This window comes from Acidovorax sp., from assembly GCF_021287135.1.
Classification (GTDB): Bacteria; Pseudomonadota; Gammaproteobacteria; order Burkholderiales; family Burkholderiaceae_C; genus Acidovorax.
Genome location: NZ_JAJTBB010000045.1, coordinates 1 through 18,287 on the forward strand (window position 1 = coordinate 1; position 18,287 = coordinate 18,287).

The following is an 18,287-nucleotide window of genomic DNA, read 5'->3' on the forward strand; positions in this document are numbered from 1 at the left end:
GGGGCGCCGGCGCCGCGTTGCGGCGTGCCGGCGCGCTGGGGACGGGGCGCGCCCTCAGGCCGGGGCTCGGCCACCGGGGCGGGTGCGTCGGGCAGCACGCCCTTGATGACGGGCGTCTGCTTGTTGGTGGGCTCTTGCGAGCGGCGCGTGACGGAGGTCGGGTCTTCGATCTCTTCCGCCAGCTTGTAGCTGGCTTCGATGTGGTCCAGGCGCGGGTCGTCGTGCTTCAGGCGCTCCAGGCGGTAGTTGGGCGTTTCCAGCGTCTTGTTGGGCACCATCAGCACGGCCACGCGCTGCTTGAGTTCGATCTTGGCGATCTCGGTGCGCTTTTCGTTCAGCAGGAACGAGGCGACTTCCACCGGCACCTGGCAGTGCACGGCGGCCGTGTTGTCCTTCATCGATTCTTCTTGAATGATGCGCAGGATCTGCAGCGCCGACGATTCGGTGTCGCGGATGTGGCCCGAGCCGCCGCAACGGGGGCAGGGGATGGACGAGCCTTCGCTCAATGCGGGCTTCAGGCGCTGGCGGCTCATTTCCATGAGGCCGAACTTGCTGATGGTGCCGAACTGCACGCGGGCGCGGTCCTGGCGCAGTGCATCGCGCAGGCGGTTTTCCACTTCGCGGCGGTTCTTGCTCTCCTCCATGTCGATGAAGTCGATCACGATCAGGCCGCCCAGGTCGCGCAGGCGCATCTGGCGGGCCACTTCGTCGGCGGCTTCCAGGTTGGTGCGGGTGGCGGTTTCCTCGATGTCGCCGCCCTTGATGGCGCGGGCCGAGTTCACGTCCACGCTGACCAGCGCTTCGGTGTGGTCGATCACGATGGCGCCGCCCGAGGGCAGCTGCACGGTGCGGGCATAGGCCGATTCGATCTGGTGCTCGATCTGGAAGCGGCTGAACAGGGCCGCGTCGTCGCGGTAGCGCTTCACGCGGGCGGCATGCTCGGGCATGACGTGCGCCATGAACTGCTGCGCCTGTTCGTAGATGTCGTCGGTATCGATGAGGATGTCACCGATGTCGTTGTTGAAGTAGTCGCGGATCGCGCGGATGACGAGCGACGATTCCTGGTAGATCAGGAAGGCGCCCTTGCCGCCCTTGGCGGCGCCGTCGATGGCGTTCCACAGCTTGAGCAGGTAGTTCAGGTCCCACTGCAGCTCGGGCGCGCTGCGGCCGATGCCGGCCGTGCGGGCGATGATGCTCATCCCGTTGGGGTATTCGAGCTGGTCCATCGCCTCCTTCAGCTCGGCGCGGTCCTCGCCCTCGATGCGGCGCGACACGCCGCCACCACGGGGGTTGTTGGGCATCAGCACCACATAGCGGCCGGCCAGGCTGATGAACGTGGTCAGGGCCGCGCCCTTGTTGCCGCGCTCTTCCTTCTCGACCTGGACCAGCAGCTCCTGGCCTTCCTTGATGACTTCGTTGATGCGCGCCTGGCTGGGCGAGACGCCCGGGGCGAAGTACTGGCGGGAAATTTCCTTGAACGGCAGGAAGCCGTGGCGGTCTTCGCCGTAGTCGACGAAGCAGGCTTCCAGCGAAGGCTCGACGCGCGTGACGACGGCCTTGTAGATGTTGCCCTTGCGCTGCTCGCGCCCTTCGATCTCGATTTCGTAGTCGAGGAGCTTTTGTCCGTCGACGATGGCCAGGCGCCGTTCTTCGGGCTGCGTGGCGTTGATGAGCATCCGCTTCATGATGCGATTCCTTCGATCAGTGTGTCGCGGGGCAGCAGCTGCGCCACCCGGCCAAACCGGGGAGCGCGGGCCGCGTTGCCCGCTGGTTCCAAACCCATACAACAAGCTCTACAGGAGCTGTGAATGCCTGGACTGACGCATCGAAACGAAGGGAATTGCCGGGGATGCCTGGAATTTGCCGCGCTCTAGCGCAGCAATGGAAGGCAGGGGCGCGTGGATGGAGGCGAGTGGTAGGAGCGCAGTTTTGCTAGCAAAAGAGTAGCTGGTTGCGCTTGCTGGCTGGGCGTTGCAGGCGGATTGGAGCATGCGGCCGCGGGCAGCAGCCCTCGCCACAAGGTCATCATCCATGCCATCAACAACCACATGCTCGCTTTGATCCGCTGGCAGGCGGCATCCGGGTAGGGTGCCTCTGCCAGCTTGGGGGATTCCGTATCAGTGTTTCAATCTGTCAGCCCGCCGAACGGCGCACGGGCCACTGCAGGCATCTGGCCTGCAATCTGCGCGCGCGACGCCCGCTGGCATCGACCTGCCTGCGCGAGATGTCGGGCCGTGTGGACTAAACTCCAGACAAATCAACCACTTACATAACAACGCACAGGTGAAACACATTATAGGGGCCAAACCGCCATCTGCCCTTGCTGCGGCGGCAAGCCCTGCGGCAGCCCGCACCGTCGAGGTCGATGCCGATTCGGCAGGCCAGCGACTTGATAACTTTTTGATACGCCACCTCAAAGGTGTGCCAAAAACACATGTCTACCGCATCATCCGCAGCGGCGAGGTGCGCATCAACAAAGGGCGCGCCAGCGCCGACACCCGGCTGGAGACGGGCGACCAGGTGCGCCTGCCGCCCGTGCGCATTTCCGACAAGGTGGCCGAAAAAGCCGAGCGGCCGGCGCCCGCGCGGGAATTCCCCATCCTGCGGGAGGATGAGCACCTCATCGCGCTGGACAAGCCGGCCGGTACGGCCGTGCACGGCGGCAGCGGCGTGAGCTTTGGCGTGATCGAGCAATTGCGCCAGGCGCGGCCTGCCGCGAAGTTCCTGGAGCTGGTGCACCGCCTGGACCGCGAGACCTCCGGCATCCTGCTGGTGGCCAAGAAGCGCTCGGCGCTCACCCACCTGCAGGACCAGTTCCGCGAGCGGGAGACCGGCAAGACTTACCTGGCGCTCGTCACCGGCGTCTGGCCCGCCAGCAAGAAGGTCATCGACCTGCCCCTGCACAAGTATCTGCAGGCCGACGGTGAGCGCCGCGTGCGCGTGACCACCGCCGACGACCCGGACGGCATGCGCTCCATCACCCTGGTCAAGGTGCGCAGCACGGTGGCGGCGCGGCCGCAGCAGGGCCTGCCCGCGATGACGCTGCTGGAAGTGACCATCAAGACCGGCCGCACCCACCAGATCCGCGTGCACCTGGCCAGCCAAGGGCACCCCATCGTGGGGGACGACAAGTACGGTGACTTCGACCTCAACAAACGCCTGCAGAAGCTGGGGATGAAGCGCATGTTCCTGCACGCCTGGCGGTTACAGTTCAACCATCCCGCGTCGGGCGAACGGATCGAGCTGCATGCCGAACTGCCGCCCGAGCTGGCCGATTTTGTGACACCACCGCCCGACAGGGCGTGATTGCTTCCATGCCCGCCTCCAGCTTCCGTCCCCGCCGCTTCGATCTCATCGCCTTCGACTGGGACGGCACCTTGTTCGACTCCACCGCCATCATCGTGCGCTGCATCCAGGCGGCCGTGCGCGACGTGGGCGGCACCGTGCCCACCGACAAGGAGGCGGCATACGTGATCGGCATGGGCCTCATGCAGGCCCTGGCGCACGCCGCGCCGGACGTGCCGCCCGAAAAGTACCCCGAGCTGGGCCAGCGCTACCGCTTTCACTACCTGCAGCACCAGGACGACCTGAGCCTGTTCGATGGCGTGCTGCCCTTGCTGGCCGATCTGCGCGAGCGCGGCTACCTGCTGACCGTGGCCACGGGCAAAAGCCGCCGCGGTCTGGACGAAGCGCTGCATTCGGTGCAGCTCAAGGGGGTGTTCGACGGATCGCGCACGGCCGACCAGACGGCGGGCAAGCCGCACCCCCTGATGCTGCAGGAGCTGATGGCTGAATTCGACGTGCCGCCCGAGCGGCTGCTGATGGTGGGGGACACCACGCACGACCTGCAGATGGCCCTTAATGCAGGCTGTGCCAGCGTGGCGGTGAGCTACGGTGCGCACGAGCCCGAGGTCTTCCACGCGCTGCAGCCGCTGTATGTCGCCCACTCGGTGCAAGCGCTGCACGACTGGCTGGTGCAGCATGGCTGAAGCGGTGCCCGCGGCGTTCCCTGGCACGACGGCACCCGAGCGGCCCCGCAGATGACCGCCACCGCTCCCGGGCAGACCATCGCACTGTGCGCCAGCCAGGACCTGGTGGACGGCGGGCTCGCCGTCGGGTTCGATGTGGTGTATGCCGGCCAGAACTCCCGGGCCTTTGCCATCCGCTACCAGGGCGTGGCCTACGCCTATCTGAACCGCTGCACCCATGTCCCGATGGAGATGGACTACCAGCCGGGCCGCATCTTCGACGACTCCGGCCGCTGGCTGTTGTGCGCAACGCACGGGGCGGCCTACCAGCCCAGCACGGGCCAGTGCGCCGGCGGGCCGTGCCGCGGCGGCCTGGTGAAAATAGCGTTGTCGGAAAGCGACGGTGTGGTGCACTGGCATACTGCCGACAACCTGCACCCCGTAGAGTTTTGAGAATTTCGATGAACGAGCTGCATGTCCCGTGTTGCGCGGCGCCGCGCGGGTCCGTGCCGTCAGGACGCATGACATGACCGATCCGCAATCCCCCGGCTCTTCGGGGAATGACCCAAAAACCGACGCAACGCCCGATCTGTGGGCGCAAGCAGCTACAAATTCAGGAGCACCTGTGAACGAACCCCTGCGTGAACCCGGCTGGGAACGCGCCACCCTGGAACGGCTGGCCTTTTCCGCCCTCAACGAACAGCGCAGCGCGCGCCGCTGGAAGATCTTTTTCCGCCTGGCCTGGCTGGTGCTGATCGCCGGCATCGCCTTTGCCGCCCTGCGCCAGGCGTCGCCCAGCACCAGCACCAGCACGCCCCACACGGCGGTGGTGGACATCAAGGGCGAGATCGCCAGCGGTGCCGAAGCGAGCGCCGAGTTCGTGGTGGCCGCCATGCGCAGCGCGTTGGAAGACGAGGGCTCCCAGGCCTTGGTGCTGCTCATCAATTCTCCTGGCGGCAGCCCTGTGCAGGCCGGCATCATCAACGACGAGATCGTGCGCCTGAAGGCCAAGCACAACAAGCCCATCTATGCCGTGGTGGAGGAGACCTGCGCCTCGGCCGCGTACTACATCGCGGCGGCGGCCGACGACATCTATGTGGACAAGGCCAGCATCGTGGGCAGCATCGGGGTGCTGATGGACGGCTTTGGCTTCACGGGCACCATGGAAAAGCTTGGCGTGGAGCGCCGCTTGCTCACGGCGGGCGAGAACAAGGGCTTTCTGGACCCCTTCAGCCCCCAGACCGAAAAGCAGCGCGCCTATGCGCAGACCATGCTCGACCAGATTCACCAGCAGTTCATCGCCGTGGTGAAGGCGGGGCGGGGCGACCGCCTCAAGCCCACGGCCGAGACCTTCAGCGGCCTGTTCTGGACCGGCCAGCAGGCCGTGGAGATGGGCCTGGCCGACAAGCTGGGCAGTCTGGACTACGTGGCGCGCGAAGTGGTCAAGGCCGAGGACATCATCGACTACACCCGCCGCGACAACGTGGCCGAGCGCCTGGTCAAGCGTTTCGGTGCGGCCATCGGCGTGGGCGCCGTCAAGTCGATCTCGCTGGCCGGGCCCCAGTTGCGCTGAGGTTTTTTGGCGCAGGGGCCGTCAACGGCCCAGCGCAAACACCACGGGCGTGCGGTTGTCCAGTGCGGCGGGCTGCTGGCGCCACTGGCGCACGGGGCGGCTTTGGATGCGTGCACTGGGCAGAGTCAGTCCGCTGGCGAGCGCTAGGCGCGTGGTCGGCTGCAGCGTCTGCACCAGGGCCTGCCACAGGGCCGCGTTGCGATAAGGCGTCTCGATGAAAAGCTGGGTCTGGCCGGACTTCAATGCCAGTGCTTCCAGCTCCCGGATGCGCTGGCTGCGCTCTGAGGCGTCTTGCGGCAGATAGCCGGTGAACGCAAAGTTCTGCCCGTTCATCCCACTGGCGGCCAGCGCCAGCAGCAGCGACACCGGCCCCACCAGGGGCGCCACGGCAATCCCCAGGTCGTGGGCCGCCCGCACCACGGAAGAGCCGGGATCGGCCACCGCCGGCATGCCCGCTTCGCTGACCAGCCCCATATCCTGGCCTGCCAGGGCGGCGGCCAGCAAGGGCTTGGCGTCAAACGGCGCCGCTCCTTTGTCGCCGTGGTCGCCCTTCTTGTGGACCTCGCGGGGGAGTTCGGTGATCTGCTGCTGCTGCAGTGCAGCGGTCAGCGGGTACAGTGCGTCCACGCGCTTGAGGTAGGCGCGGGTGCTCTTGGCGTTCTCACAAATCCAGTGCGTAAGCCGCGCTGCCGCTTGCAGGGTGCCGGCCGGCAGTGCGTCCTGCAAGGGAGCCTGGACGTCGCAGCCGAAATCCAGCGGTGCGGGCACCAGGTACAGCGTGCCGGGCTGCGGCGCGCTCATGGCAGCACCAACCCGGCAGCGCGCAGCATGCGGCAGGTGCGGATCAGCGGCAGGCCGATGAGTGCCGTCGGGTCGTCGCTGTGAATGGCGTCCAGCAGCGCAATGCCCAGGCCCTCGCTCTTGGCGCTGCCGGCGCAGTCGTAAGGCTGCTCGGCGCGCAGGTAGCGTTCGATCTCGCCGTCGCTCAGGTCGCGAAACCGCACCTCCACGGGCGCCAGATCGACCTGCTCGAAGCCCGTGGCGCTGCACACCACGGCCACGGCGGTCTGGAACACCACCGTCCGGCCCCGCATCTGCTGCAGCTGCTGCACGGCGCGTGCGTGGTGGCCTGGCTTGCCCAGGGGTTCGCCGTCCAGGTCGGCCACCTGGTCGGAGCCGATCACGAGGGAATCCGGATGTTGCTCCGCCACCGCGCGCGCCTTGGCCAGGGCCAGGCGCAGGGCCAGCGCGCGGGGCGCCTCGCCAGGCTGCGGCGTTTCGTCCACCGCAGGGGCGGCCACCTCGAACGGAAGGTGCAGCCGCTGGAGCAATTCGCGCCGGTAACGGGAGGTGGAGCCCAATACCACAGGGCGTTGCGGGGAAGGGGATTGAAGCATCCGCCGATTCTCTTACACTGCCGCCATGACCAAGGAATTCTCCCCGCAGCGCCTGGACGTGAAAGCCTTCGCACAGGCAGGCGGTCGGCTGTCGGGCCACGATTCGCTGCTCAAGTACGAGCGGCTGGCCCAGGAGGCGAAGGGACTGCATCCCGACCTGATGGTGGACTGGGAGGCGGTCGGCGAGGTGCGCACCGTGCTGGGAGGCATGGGGCAGGTGTGGCTGCACCTCAAGGTGCGAGCCAGTTTCCCGATGGAGTGCCAGCGGTGCCTGACGCCGGTGGATGTCCCGCTGGAAGTGGACCGTGGGTTCCGCTTCGTGGCCGACGAGGCCACGGCCGAGGCCCTGGACGATGAAAGCGAAGAAGACCTTCTGGCCATGAGCCGCGAGTTCGATCTGCGCGAATTGATCGAGGACGAGCTGCTGATGGCCTTGCCCGTGGTGCCCAAGCACGAGGAATGCCCCACCACGGTGGCGCTGTCATCGTCGGATGAGGATTTCGAGGAAGCCAGCGCCCAGAAGCCCAACCCTTTCGCGGCCCTGGCGGCCCTGCAAAAGGGCGGCAAACCCTCGTGAGCAGGGTTATAGAGGCCCCGGAAAGCGTTTAGGCTATAATCGAGGGCTTCGCGCGAATCCCCTCGTGTCTTTAATGGGCTGATCGCGTTTTTACCAACCTATTCAAGACCAGGAGCCATCATGGCCGTTCAGCAAAACAAAAAGTCTCCCTCCAAGCGCGGCATGCACCGCTCGCACAACGCTCTGACGGTGCCGGGCATCGCCGTGGAACCCACCACGGGCGAAACCCACCTGCGCCACCACATTAGCCCCAACGGCTTCTACCGTGGCCGCCAAGTGCTGAAGAACAAGTCCGAAGCCTGACCTTCGCACCACCCGCAGGCCCGCTGCTACTGAAACCGTAGCGCGGGCCTTTGTTTTGGTTATTGCATTTGACCTTCCGGCCGTCCAGGCCGGCCAGACTAGTCGCCCATGATCACACTGGCTGTTGACTGCATGGGGGGCGACCATGGCCCCCGCGTCACGCTCGCGGCGTGCCGCCAGTTCCTCGATAACCATCCCGATGCCCGGCTGCTGCTGGTTGGCCTGGCCGACAGCCTGCAGTCCTTTGCGCATGAGCGCGCCACGGTCGTGCCCGCCTCGGAAGTCGTGGCCATGGACGACCCGGTGGAAGTGGCCCTGCGCAAGAAGAAGGATTCCTCCATGCGGGTGGCCATCCAGCAAGTCAAGGATGGCGCCGCCCTGGCGGCGGTGTCGGCGGGCAACACGGGCGCGCTGATGGCCATTGCCCGCTACCTGCTCAAGACACTGGATGGAATCGACCGTCCGGCCATTGCCACCCAGATGCCCAACGCCGCCGGGGGCGCCACCACGGTGCTGGACCTGGGGGCCAACGTCGATTGCTCGGCAGAGCACCTGCTGCAGTTTGCCGTGATGGGCTCTGCCCTGGTGTCGGCGCTGCAGAACGGCGGCGAGCCCACGGTGGGCCTGCTCAATATCGGCGAAGAGGTCATTAAGGGCAGCGAAGTCATCAAAAAAGCGGGTGAACTGCTGCGATCTGCTGGCAATGCCGGTGATCTGAACTTTTTCGGCAACGTCGAGGGCAACGATATCTTTAAGGGCACCGTGGACATCGTCGTCTGTGACGGCTTTGTGGGCAACGTGGCGCTGAAGGCCAGCGAAGGTGTGGCATCGATGATCATTGGTGCGCTCAAGACGGAGTTTTCGCGCAACATCTTGACCAAAACTGCCGCTATCGTCGCGTATCCGATCCTGAAAGCGCTGATGAAGCGCATGGACTACCGGCGCTACAACGGCGCAGCGCTGCTGGGGCTGCGCGGGCTGGTCTTCAAGAGCCACGGCTCGGCGGACGCGCTCGCATTCGAGCAGGCGTTGAACCGGGCGTATGATGCAGCCCGCAACAACCTGCTTGACCGCGTCCGGAGCCGGATTGCGCACGCGGCGCCGCTTCTGGCGCCCTCCGATGCCCAGTCCCGGCCCGCGTAGCGGCGACGATCACACATTGATGAGACGCTACTCCCGCATTACCGGCACTGGCAGCTACCTGCCACCGCGCCGGTTGACCAACGCTGATCTGGTAGATGAACTGGGCCAGCGCGGCATTGAAACCTCAGACGAGTGGATTGTGGAGCGCACCGGCATCCGTGCGCGCCACTTCGCGGCCCCCGACGTCACTTGCAGCGACATGGGCGTGGAAGCCGCCCGCAATGCCCTGCAGGCCGCGGGGCTCGACCCGACCGATATCGACCTGATCATCGTGGCGACCTCGACGCCCGACATGGTGTTCCCTTCGGCGGCCTGCATCCTGCAGAACAAGCTGGGAGCCAACGGTTGCCCGGCGTTCGATGTGCAGGCCGTGTGCAGCGGTTTCATTTATGCCCTGACGGTGGCCGATTCCATGATCCAGTCGGGCGCAGCCCGGCGTGCGCTGGTCGTGGGGTCCGAGGTGTTCAGCCGGATTCTGGATTTCAACGATCGCACCACCTGCGTGCTGTTCGGCGATGGCGCGGGGGCGGTGGTGCTCGAAGCCTCGGACACCCCGGGCATTCTGTCCAGTGACCTGCATGCCGATGGCAAGCACGTCGATATCCTGTGTGTCCCCGGCAATGTCTCCGGCGGTCAGGTGCTGGGCGACCCCTTGCTCAAAATGGACGGCCAAGCGGTTTTCAAGCTGGCGGTCGGGTTGCTGGAAAAGGCCGCGCATGCGGTGCTGGCGAAGGCCGGCCTGCAAGAGTCCGACATCGACTGGCTCATCCCGCACCAGGCCAACATCCGCATCATGCAGGGCACCGCGCGCAAGCTCAAGCTGCCCATGGACAAGGTGGTGGTCACGGTGGACCAGCATGGCAACACGTCTGCGGCCTCGATTCCGCTGGCGCTGGACCATGCGGTGCGCACAGGCCAGGTTCAGCCCGGCCAGACCTTGCTGCTTGAAGGCGTGGGCGGCGGCTTCACCTGGGGTGCAGTGCTCCTGAAGTTGTAGCTGGTTGCGCTTGCTGGACAAGCGCTGGAGCCAGTTTTTAATCTCGTTTTCGGATTCTCATGAAATCGTTCGCATTTGTCTTTCCGGGGCAAGGCTCGCAATCGGTCGGCATGCTCGACGGTTGGGGCGACCACCCCGTCGTGCTCCAGACCCTGCAGGAGGCCTCCGACGCCCTGGGCGAAAACGTGGGCCTGCTGATCAAGGAAGGCCCCAAGGAAGCGCTGGCGTTGACCACCAACACCCAGCCCGTCATGCTGGTGGCCGGTGTGGCCGCCTGGCGCGTCTGGTGTGCAGAGGGCGGGGCCATGCCGGCGGCCGTCGCGGGCCATTCGCTGGGTGAGTATTCGGCGCTGGTCGCCGCCGGGGTGTTGACCCTGGCCCAGGCGGCACCGCTGGTGCGCCTGCGTGCTGCAGCCATGCAAGAGGCGGTGCCTGTCGGTGCCGGGGCCATGGCGGCCATCCTGGGCATGGAGGCTTCCAAGGTCATCGCCGGCTGTGCCGAGGCCGTGGCGTCGTTCGGGCCGGGTACGGCCGAAGTGGTGGAAGCGGTCAATTTCAACGACCCGGTGCAGACGGTGATCGCCGGCACCAAGGCGGGTGTGGAGAAAGCTTGCGAAGTGCTCAAGGCCGCGGGAGCCAAGCGGGCGTTGCCCCTACCGGTGTCCGCGCCCTTCCACTCAAGCCTGATGAAGCCTGCCGCCGAGAAGCTGCGTGCGGCGCTGGCGCAGACCCATCTGGCCGCCCCCCGGATTCCGGTAGTGAACAACGTGGATGTGGCGGTGCGCGAAGACGCGCAGGCCATCCGCGACGCACTTTACCGCCAGGCGTTCGGTCCGGTGCGGTGGGTGGAGTGCGTGCAGGCGCTCAAGGCGCGTGGCGTTTCCCATATTGTTGAGTGCGGCCCCGGCAAGGTGCTGGCCGGCATGACCAAGCGCATCGACCCCGAACTGGTGGGGGCTGCACTGTACGACCCGGCCACACTGGCCGAAACCCGGGAGCTTCTGGCATGACGCAAACCACCTCTGCAGCGCAGGTTGCGCTGGTCACCGGCGCATCGCGCGGCATCGGGGCTGCCATCGCCCTGGAACTGGCGCTTCGGGGCTACCAGGTCGTAGGCACGGCCACGACGGACGAAGGCGCTGCCCGCATCAGCCAAGCCCTGTCGGCCTACCCGGGCTGCCGGGGCGCCAACCTCAACGTGAACGATGCGGCAGCGGTGGAGGCCCTGCTGGACGCCATCGTCAAGCGGCAAGGCGGCCTGCACGTGCTCGTCAACAATGCGGGCATCACGCGCGACACGCTCGCCATGCGCATGAAGGACGAGGACTGGGACGCCGTGCTGGACACCAATCTCAAGGCTGTGTTCCGCGTGAGCCGGGCCGCCATCCGGCCCATGATGAAGCAGCGCTTCGGCCGCATCATCAGCATCACCAGTGTGGTGGGTGCTTCGGGCAACCCGGGGCAGGCCAACTACGCCGCAGCCAAGGCCGGTGTCGCGGGCATGACGCGCGCGCTGGCCCGCGAGCTGGGCAGCCGGGGCATCACCGTCAACTGCGTGGCGCCCGGGTTCATCGAAACCGACATGACGTCCGTGCTGCCCGAAGACCAGCAAAAGGCCCTCAATGCCCAGATTCCCCTGGGCCACATGGGCAAGCCGCAGGACATCGCGCATGCGGTGGCCTACCTGGCTTCGCCGCAGGCGGGCTATGTGACGGGGCAGGAGTTGCACGTCAATGGCGGCATGTACATGTAATTGTTGAAAGTTAACGCCGGTTCATCCGGACGGCGGGCCGCTACGGGGCTTTTCCTTAAGCGGCTAGAATCGCGGATTCATTCACAACCCCCAGAGGGAAACCATGAGCGATATCGAAGCACGCGTCAAAAAAATCATTGCCGAACAACTCGGCGTGGAAGAGTCCCAGGTCACCAACGAAAAGGCTTTCGTGGCCGACCTCGGTGCCGACTCGCTTGACACGGTGGAGCTGGTGATGGCGCTGGAAGACGAATTCGGCATCGAGATTCCGGACGAAGACGCCGAGAAGATCACCACGGTGCAAAACGCCATCGACTACGCCAACACCCACCAGAAGGCCTGAGCGGCGCCAGCGCCTGACTCGAGCGATCAGCAAAAGGTTTTTTACGCATGAGCCGTCGTCGCGTTGTCGTGACCGGCCTGGGTTGCATCAGCCCCGTGGGCAACACGGTGGCTGACGCCTGGGCCAATCTCCTTGCCGGCCAGTCCGGCATTGGCCTCATCACCAAGTTCGACGCGTCGAACTTCGCCTGCAAGATTGCGGGCGAGGTCAAGGGTTTTGACCTGGAGTCGTACATCAGTGCCAAGGATGCGCGCGCGATGGACAGCTTCATCCACTTCGGCATTGCGGCCGCCGCGCAAGCGGTGCAGGACGCAGGACTGCCCACGGGTGAGGCGCTCAGCGAGGAATTTGCCACGCGCATTGCGTGTGTGATCGGGTCGGGCATCGGCGGCTTGCCGCTGATCGAGAACACCCATGGGGAACTGGCCAGCCGTGGCCCCCGGCGCATCACGCCCTTCTTTGTGCCTGCGTCCATCATCAACATGGTGGCTGGCCATGTGTCGATGCGCTTTGGCTTCAAGGGACCGAACCTGTCGGTCGTGACCGCCTGCACCACGGGCCTGCATTGCATTGGTGAAGCGGGCCGGATGATCGAGTACGGCGACGCCGATGTGGTGGTTGCCGGTGGCACCGAATCCACGGTTTCGCCGCTGGGCATCGGCGGTTTTGCCGCCATGCGCGCGCTGTCTACCCGCAACGACGATCCGGCCACCGCGTCCCGCCCCTGGGACAAGGACCGTGACGGCTTCGTGCTCGGCGAAGGCGCCGGGGTCATGGTGCTCGAGGAGTACGAGCACGCCAAGGCGCGCGGCGCCAAGATCTACGCAGAACTTGCAGGTTTCGGTATGAGTGCCGATGCTGGGCACATGACGGCGCCCAATATGGACGGCCCCCGCCGCGCCATGCTGAATGCTCTGCGCAATGCCAAGGTGAATGCCGACGAGATCGGCTATCTCAACGCCCATGGCACCTCGACTCCCCTGGGGGACCTCAACGAAACCAATGCCATCAAGGCAGCGCTGGGCGACCATGCCCACAAGGTGGTCGTGAGCTCCACCAAGTCCATGACGGGGCACCTGCTGGGTGGCGCCGGCGGGATCGAGAGCATCTTCACGGTGCTGGCCTTGCATGAGCAGAAGGTCCCACCCACGATCAATCTCTTCAACCAGGATCCGGAATGCGATCTTGACTACTGCGCCAACATCGCGCGCGACGTGAAGATGGACGTGGCGGTGAAAAACAACTTTGGTTTTGGTGGCACGAACGGGACGCTGGTTTTCAAGCGCGCCTGAGCCCCCTGTGGGCTTCTGGCCCAAACCGTGGCACCGTGTCGTGCCCTGGCGGATTCGCGCAGTCTGCCGTGCTGCCGCGGTTCGCGGAGCCGCCGGCCAAGGCCCAGCCCCCGGGGCGGAGCGAGCCCGGTCGGGGCTGCTTCCATGGGCGTGAATTCACGACGGCACCCGCCCGCGGTGCAGTTTCCCGTGCGGCGCAGCAGGGCACTGGCCTGGTTGCTGGCGCTCTTTTTGGTCGGAGCGGCGGCTGGGGTGGCCGGGTGGCTGCTGCAGGCAGGGCGCCAGGCTCCCGCGCTATATGGGCTTGCTGCCGCAGGCTGCTGGCTTCTGGCAGCAGCCAGTTCCGTGCACTACTGGTGGCGTCAGCCGGCGGCATTGCTGCGGTGGGACGGCCAGTTCTGGATATTGGAGGCGGCTTCCAGTACCCCCCGGGCTGCAGTCCCGCCGGCCACCGTTGGCGCGCCCGTGGTGCTGTTGGACTTCCAGACCCATCTGTGGGTGCATGTGCAAGCCGAGGGGCGCACTCGCATCTGGCTCTGGCTCGAGCGCTCGGCCTGTCCGGAGCGTTGGTTGGACCTGCGCCGTGCGGTATATTCGCGCCCCAGACCGGGCGCTGGCAACGCTGACGTAACCGCCCTGGCCCGCAGCCATGGGCGTGAATCCTGAGTATCCATGACTGTAATTCCGCCTTCCCCTTCCGAAGACAGCGATCTCCATCTGGTGGAGCGCACGGTCGCGGGCGATCAGCGTGCCTATGAGTTACTGGTCATCAAATACCAGCGCCGCATCGAGCGCCTCATTGGGCGCATGGTCCGCGATACCGACTTGATCCAGGACATCGCCCAGGAGACCTTCATCCGCGCCTACCGCGCCTTGCACCAGTTCCGTGGCGAAGCGCAGTTCTATACCTGGCTCTACCGTATTGCCGTCAATACCGCCAAAAAGGCGCTGATGGACATGAAGCGCAATCCCGTCATTTCGGAGAACGCGCTGCGCGGTGGGGACGACGAAGATGAAACTTCCAGCCTGGGGCATGAACTAACCAGCGACGAAACCCCCGAAACCGTGCTGGCCGCACAGGAAATTGCGCAGGCCGTCAATGCCGCGATGGAGGCCTTGCCCGAAGACTTGCGCCAGGCGGTGACTCTGCGGGAGATTGAGGGGTTGAGCTACGAAGAGATCGCAACGGTGATGGAATGCCCTATCGGTACCGTTCGGTCACGGATTTTCAGGGCGCGCGAGGCCATATCGGCCCGGGTGCGCCCTCTGCTGGAAAACCAGTCGGGCAAACGGTGGTGAGCGAGGTGATGCAATGAGCAAGGCGATGATGGCCGGTGGGCTGACCGACGCTGCCGCAGCGGACGAACTGCGGCGGGAGCAATTGTCGGCATTGATGGATGGCGAACTGGACGGCGAGGCCTGGGACGGTGCGCTGAACTACGCCAAGGCGGAGGACGGGCAGGCGTGCTGGCAGCTCTACCACCTGGTGGGCGATGTGCTGCGCTCCCCGGAGCTGGCGCAGGCTCCCAGTCCGGCGTTCATGGCGCGCCTGCGGGACGAGTTGGCCAAGGAGGCCCCTCCGGCACCGGCGGGGCTGCGGGCATCTGAAGCCCACCCCGTGGTGGTGGCGCCTGCCCTGGCGGAGGCTGCCAACGCGTCCGTTTTTCGGTGGAAGATGGTGGCTGGCGTGGCGTCCCTCGCCGCGGTGGCTGCCATTGGCTGGACATCGCTGGAGGCGCTGCAGGGTCCAGGCCCGGGCGCTCAGATGGCGTTGTCGAGCGGTACCTCCGCGGGCACCTCGGGGTCGCCTGTGGTCGCCGTGGCAGATGCCGAGAATCAGCAGGTCATGCTCCGCGACCCCCGCCTGGACGAACTGCTGGCTGCGCACAAGCAGTTTGGCAGCACATCGGCCTTGCAGATGCCTGCGGGCTTCCTGCGCAACGCGACGTTTGAAACGTCGGGTCGCTGAGGGCGCGTGGGCGGTGCTCCAGGAGTCGGCTGCAGCGCACGCTGCAGCCCGGGGGCCGGCCGGCGTGCTTGCGCAGAGCTTCTGAGGGCAGAAGGTTCCCGTATCAAGAATTTGCAATGAGCCATCCAGGGGTTTTCGGCAGCGGGGCGGGGGCGGTGCTCCGCCGTCTCAAGACAGGGTTGCTGTGGGCGCTGTGCTGCGCCAGCTTTTCGGCGGTGGCCGGCCCCCAGGCGGCCGACAGGGCGTCCTCGGCTCCCGCCGCCGCCTCCGGTGCGGACAGCGCCGCGGCGCCCGCCGAGCGCGGCATCGTGCAGTGGATCGAGCGCATGCACGGTGCGCCGTGTGTACGGCCTTACGCCGGTACGTTTGTAGTCTGGGCCGCTTCGGGCGCCATGGCCAGTTCGCGCATCTGGCACGCGTGCGACGGCCAGCAGCAGGTCGAGCGCATCGAGGCGCTGACGGGCACGCCCCGCACCATCTTCCGCCGCAACGATGAGGTGCGGACCTTCTTTCCCCAGTCCCAGACGGTCCGCCTCGACCGCCGGGAATCTCCGGGGCTGTTTCCTCGGGTCCCGGTGGTGGACGGAACTTCCGTGGCCCAGTTTTACGCGTCCCGTGCCGAAGGGCAAGAGCGTGTAGCCGGTTTCATGGCCGATGTGGTGCGGTTCAAGCCTGTGGACAGCCTGCGCTTCGGGTACAAACTGTGGAGCGAGCGCGAAACCGGGTTGGTGGTGAAGCTGCAGACCCTGGGCCCGGATGGCCGCGTGCTGGAGCAAGCCGCTTTTTCGGAGCTGGACTTGAACGCGTCCCTCGGGACGGAGCAGTTGCTGCGCATGATGGAGGCCACGGCGGGTTACAAGCGCGTGGAGCCCACGGTCGTCAAGACCACCGTGACTGCAGAAGGCTGGGGGCTGCGGCAACCGGTGGCAGGCTTCGTGCCCGTCAGTTGCCACCGCCGCTCGGTCGCAGCGGCCGGCAACAGCCAGGCGAGTGTATTGCAGTGCCTGTATTCAGACGGCCTGGCCTCCGTGTCGCTGTTCCTGGAGCCTTTCAATGCCGAGCGCCATCCCACGCAGCCGCAGGTGGCCACGGCGGGAGCCACCCAGGTGCTGGGGCAGCGCATCCTGCCGGACGTCTGGCTCACGGCGGTGGGAGAAGTCCCGCTGCAGACACTGCGGCTGTTCGCGGGCCAGCTGGAACGGTTGCGCTAGCCCGGGCAAGCCCGCAGTGGCCGTGCGCGACATCTTCTGCCGCGCAAGGGCCCGGCGCGGCGCTCGGACGGGACCGGACAGGCCTCGCACGGGCAGCATGCCGTGCCTGAGGGAACCAATTGCAGCGGGATTTTTCACAGTGAGACACGGTTGTATGTCTCTACTTGCCACGTTTACGAAAGGTTGAAGATGCGGAATTTCAATGGGAGTGCGCTGCGTTCGATCGCATTGGCCTGTGCGTTTGCCGCAGTGGGCGGCGGCGCGGTCCTGCCGGAGCGCGTGCTGGCGCAGCCCGCGGCAGCAGCGCGCGGGCTGCCGGACTTTACCGACCTGGTGGACCAGGTGGGGCCGTCGGTGGTGAACATCCGCACCGTGGAAAAGGCGTCCAGCCGTTCCGGCGCGAATGGCATGGACGAGGAGATGCTGGAGTTTTTCCGTCGCTTCGGCGTGCCCATTCCCAACATGCCGCGGCAGCAGCGCCCGCAGCGTCCCCAGGACGACGAACCGCAACCTCGGGGGCTGGGCTCCGGCTTCATCCTGACTGGCGATGGCTATGTCATGACCAATGCCCATGTGGTGGAGGGCGCTGACGAAGTGATCGTGACCCTGACCGACAAGCGCGAATTCAAGGCCAAGATCATCGGTGCCGACAAGCGCACGGATGTGGCGGTCGTGAAGATCGACGCCACGGGCCTGCCGGCGGTGAAGGTCGGGGACGTGGGCCGCCTGCGCGTGGGCGAGTGGGTCATGGCCATCGGTTCGCCCTTCGGGCTGGAGAACACGGTGACGGCCGGTATCGTCAGTGCGAAGCAGCGCGACACGGGCGACTACCTGCCCTTCATCCAGACCGACGTGGCCATCAACCCCGGGAATTCGGGCGGGCCCCTCATCAACATGCGCGGCGAGGTGGTGGGCATCAACAGCCAGATCTACTCCCGCTCGGGCGGCTTCATGGGCATCTCGTTCGCCATTCCCATGGACGAAGCCATCCGCGTCAGCGACCAGCTGCGTGCTTCCGGCCGCGTCACGCGGGGCCGCATCGGCGTGCAGATCGGCCAGGTCACCAAGGACGTTGCGGAATCGATCGGCCTGGGCAAGCCGCAAGGGGCGCTTGTCTCTGGCGTGGAAGCAGGCTCGCCTGCCGAGAAGGCGGGCGTGGAGGCCGGGGACATCATCACGCGCTTTGACGGCAAGGCCATCGAGAAGGTGGCCGACCTGCCGCGCCTGGTGGGCAACACCAAGCCGGGTACGAAGAGCACCCTGACGGTGTTCCGCCGTGGCGCATCCCGGGACCTGCCGATCACCGTGGCCGAGGTGGAGCCCGACAAGCCGGCGGCCAAGTCGGTCGAACGCGACGAGAAGCCCAAGGCCTCACCGGCCGCGCAGCAACTGGGCCTGGCCGTGACCGAGCTCTCGGATGCGCAGAAGAAGGAGCTCAAGATCAAGGGCGGCGTGCTGGTGGCCTCGGCCACCGATGCGGCGGCTCGCGCCGGCCTGCGGGAAGGGGACGTGATCCTGGCGGTGGCGAACACCGAGGTGGCAGGCGTGAAGGAGTTCGAAGCGGTCCTCGCCAAGGCCGACAAGGGCAAGGCCATCAATGTGCTGTACCGCCGCGGAGAGTGGACGCAGTACGTGCTGATCCGTCCTGCCCGTTGAAACCTTGCGTGCGGCGCTGCCCGTGGGCGCGAGAACAGGGGCAATGCCCCTGTTCTCGAAAGGTCTTTGTACCGGGTGGCGCCCCCAAATTTTGACCGCTTGTCC

At 66.2% G+C, this 18,287-nt stretch carries 19 protein-coding genes; 16 read left to right on the forward strand and 3 right to left on the reverse strand.

All coding sequences use genetic code 11. The annotated features are described in order from the left end of the window. On the reverse strand, window positions 1-1,685 hold a 1,685-nt coding region (locus LWW96_RS10765; RefSeq protein WP_291486797.1), incomplete at its 3' end, for an Rne/Rng family ribonuclease. A 598-nt stretch (window positions 1,686-2,283) separates the two neighbouring features. Between LWW96_RS10765 and LWW96_RS10770 the strand changes: the two genes are divergently transcribed. The 4 genes from LWW96_RS10770 (at window position 2,284) to LWW96_RS10785 (ending at window position 5,541) form a co-directional block, all read left to right on the forward strand. After that, window positions 2,284-3,306 carry an RluA family pseudouridine synthase gene (locus LWW96_RS10770; RefSeq protein ID WP_291486799.1) on the forward strand — a complete coding sequence of 341 codons (1,023 nt, stop codon included), beginning with the start codon at window positions 2,284-2,286 and terminating at the stop codon, window positions 3,304-3,306. Between the two features lie 8 nt (window positions 3,307-3,314). Next, window positions 3,315-3,989 (forward strand): HAD-IIIA family hydrolase, encoded by a 675-nt coding sequence (locus LWW96_RS10775; RefSeq protein WP_291486800.1) that lies wholly within the window; start codon window positions 3,315-3,317, stop codon window positions 3,987-3,989. A 51-nt stretch (window positions 3,990-4,040) separates the two neighbouring features. Then, window positions 4,041-4,421, forward strand: a complete 381-nt coding sequence (locus tag LWW96_RS10780) for a Rieske 2Fe-2S domain-containing protein (RefSeq protein WP_291486801.1) — start codon at window positions 4,041-4,043, stop codon at window positions 4,419-4,421. A gap of 73 nt (window positions 4,422-4,494) precedes the next feature. After that, a complete protein-coding gene (locus LWW96_RS10785) occupies window positions 4,495-5,541 on the forward strand; it encodes a S49 family peptidase (RefSeq protein WP_291486802.1) in 1,047 nt (348 codons plus the stop codon). Window positions 5,542-5,562: 21 nt separating this feature from the next. On the opposite strand, the gene LWW96_RS10790 is transcribed toward LWW96_RS10785, so the two are convergent. Both LWW96_RS10790 and LWW96_RS10795 read right to left on the reverse strand, forming a co-directional pair. Beyond that, a complete protein-coding gene (locus tag LWW96_RS10790) occupies window positions 5,563-6,342 on the reverse strand; it encodes an SAM-dependent methyltransferase (RefSeq protein ID WP_291486803.1) in 780 nt (259 codons plus the stop codon). Beyond that, a complete protein-coding gene (locus tag LWW96_RS10795) occupies window positions 6,339-6,938 on the reverse strand; it encodes a Maf family nucleotide pyrophosphatase (RefSeq protein WP_291486804.1) in 600 nt (199 codons plus the stop codon). The genes LWW96_RS10790 and LWW96_RS10795 overlap by 4 nt, the downstream gene beginning before the upstream one ends. Before the next feature lie 25 nt (window positions 6,939-6,963). On the opposite strand from LWW96_RS10795, the gene LWW96_RS10800 reads away from it, so the two are divergent. The 12 genes from LWW96_RS10800 to LWW96_RS10855 all read left to right on the forward strand — a co-directional run bounded on the left by LWW96_RS10800 (window position 6,964) and on the right by LWW96_RS10855 (window position 18,182). Next, on the forward strand, window positions 6,964-7,515 hold the full coding sequence (locus tag LWW96_RS10800) for a YceD family protein (RefSeq protein WP_291486806.1): 552 nt from the start codon (window positions 6,964-6,966) through the stop codon (window positions 7,513-7,515). 120 nt (window positions 7,516-7,635) lie between these two features. After that, window positions 7,636-7,818 (forward strand): 50S ribosomal protein L32, encoded by a 183-nt coding sequence (gene rpmF / locus LWW96_RS10805; RefSeq protein WP_011794326.1) that lies wholly within the window; start codon window positions 7,636-7,638, stop codon window positions 7,816-7,818. Window positions 7,819-7,926: 108 nt separating this feature from the next. Then, window positions 7,927-8,961, forward strand: a complete 1,035-nt coding sequence (gene plsX / locus LWW96_RS10810; protein ID WP_291486825.1) for a phosphate acyltransferase PlsX — start codon at window positions 7,927-7,929, stop codon at window positions 8,959-8,961. A gap of 19 nt (window positions 8,962-8,980) precedes the next feature. Next, entirely contained in the window at window positions 8,981-9,958 is a 978-nt protein-coding gene (locus LWW96_RS10815) for a beta-ketoacyl-ACP synthase III (protein ID WP_291486827.1), read from the forward strand. A 59-nt stretch (window positions 9,959-10,017) separates the two neighbouring features. Further along, window positions 10,018-10,968: an ACP S-malonyltransferase gene (gene fabD / locus LWW96_RS10820; protein ID WP_291486830.1), complete on the forward strand. Its 951-nt coding sequence runs from the start codon at window positions 10,018-10,020 to the stop codon at window positions 10,966-10,968. Next, window positions 10,965-11,711, forward strand: a complete 747-nt coding sequence (fabG, locus tag LWW96_RS10825; RefSeq protein WP_291486832.1) for a 3-oxoacyl-ACP reductase FabG — start codon at window positions 10,965-10,967, stop codon at window positions 11,709-11,711. The genes fabD and fabG overlap by 4 nt, the downstream gene beginning before the upstream one ends. A 103-nt stretch (window positions 11,712-11,814) precedes the next feature. Then, window positions 11,815-12,054 (forward strand): acyl carrier protein, encoded by a 240-nt coding sequence (gene acpP, locus LWW96_RS10830; RefSeq protein ID WP_003058049.1) that lies wholly within the window; start codon window positions 11,815-11,817, stop codon window positions 12,052-12,054. 47 nt (window positions 12,055-12,101) lie between these two features. Next, on the forward strand, window positions 12,102-13,346 hold the full coding sequence (gene fabF / locus LWW96_RS10835) for a beta-ketoacyl-ACP synthase II (RefSeq protein ID WP_291486834.1): 1,245 nt from the start codon (window positions 12,102-12,104) through the stop codon (window positions 13,344-13,346). A gap of 672 nt (window positions 13,347-14,018) precedes the next feature. Next, complete coding sequence (gene rpoE, locus LWW96_RS10840) at window positions 14,019-14,645, forward strand: RNA polymerase sigma factor RpoE (RefSeq protein ID WP_291486836.1); 627 nt, start codon at window positions 14,019-14,021, stop codon at window positions 14,643-14,645. 13 nt (window positions 14,646-14,658) lie between these two features. After that, window positions 14,659-15,315 carry a sigma-E factor negative regulatory protein gene (locus tag LWW96_RS10845; protein WP_291486838.1) on the forward strand — a complete coding sequence of 219 codons (657 nt, stop codon included), beginning with the start codon at window positions 14,659-14,661 and terminating at the stop codon, window positions 15,313-15,315. A gap of 116 nt (window positions 15,316-15,431) precedes the next feature. Next, entirely contained in the window at window positions 15,432-16,526 is a 1,095-nt protein-coding gene (locus LWW96_RS10850) for a MucB/RseB C-terminal domain-containing protein (protein ID WP_291486840.1), read from the forward strand. 189 nt (window positions 16,527-16,715) lie between these two features. Beyond that, entirely contained in the window at window positions 16,716-18,182 is a 1,467-nt protein-coding gene (locus tag LWW96_RS10855) for a DegQ family serine endoprotease (protein WP_291486842.1), read from the forward strand. The last annotated feature ends 105 nt before the right edge of the window (window positions 18,183-18,287 follow it).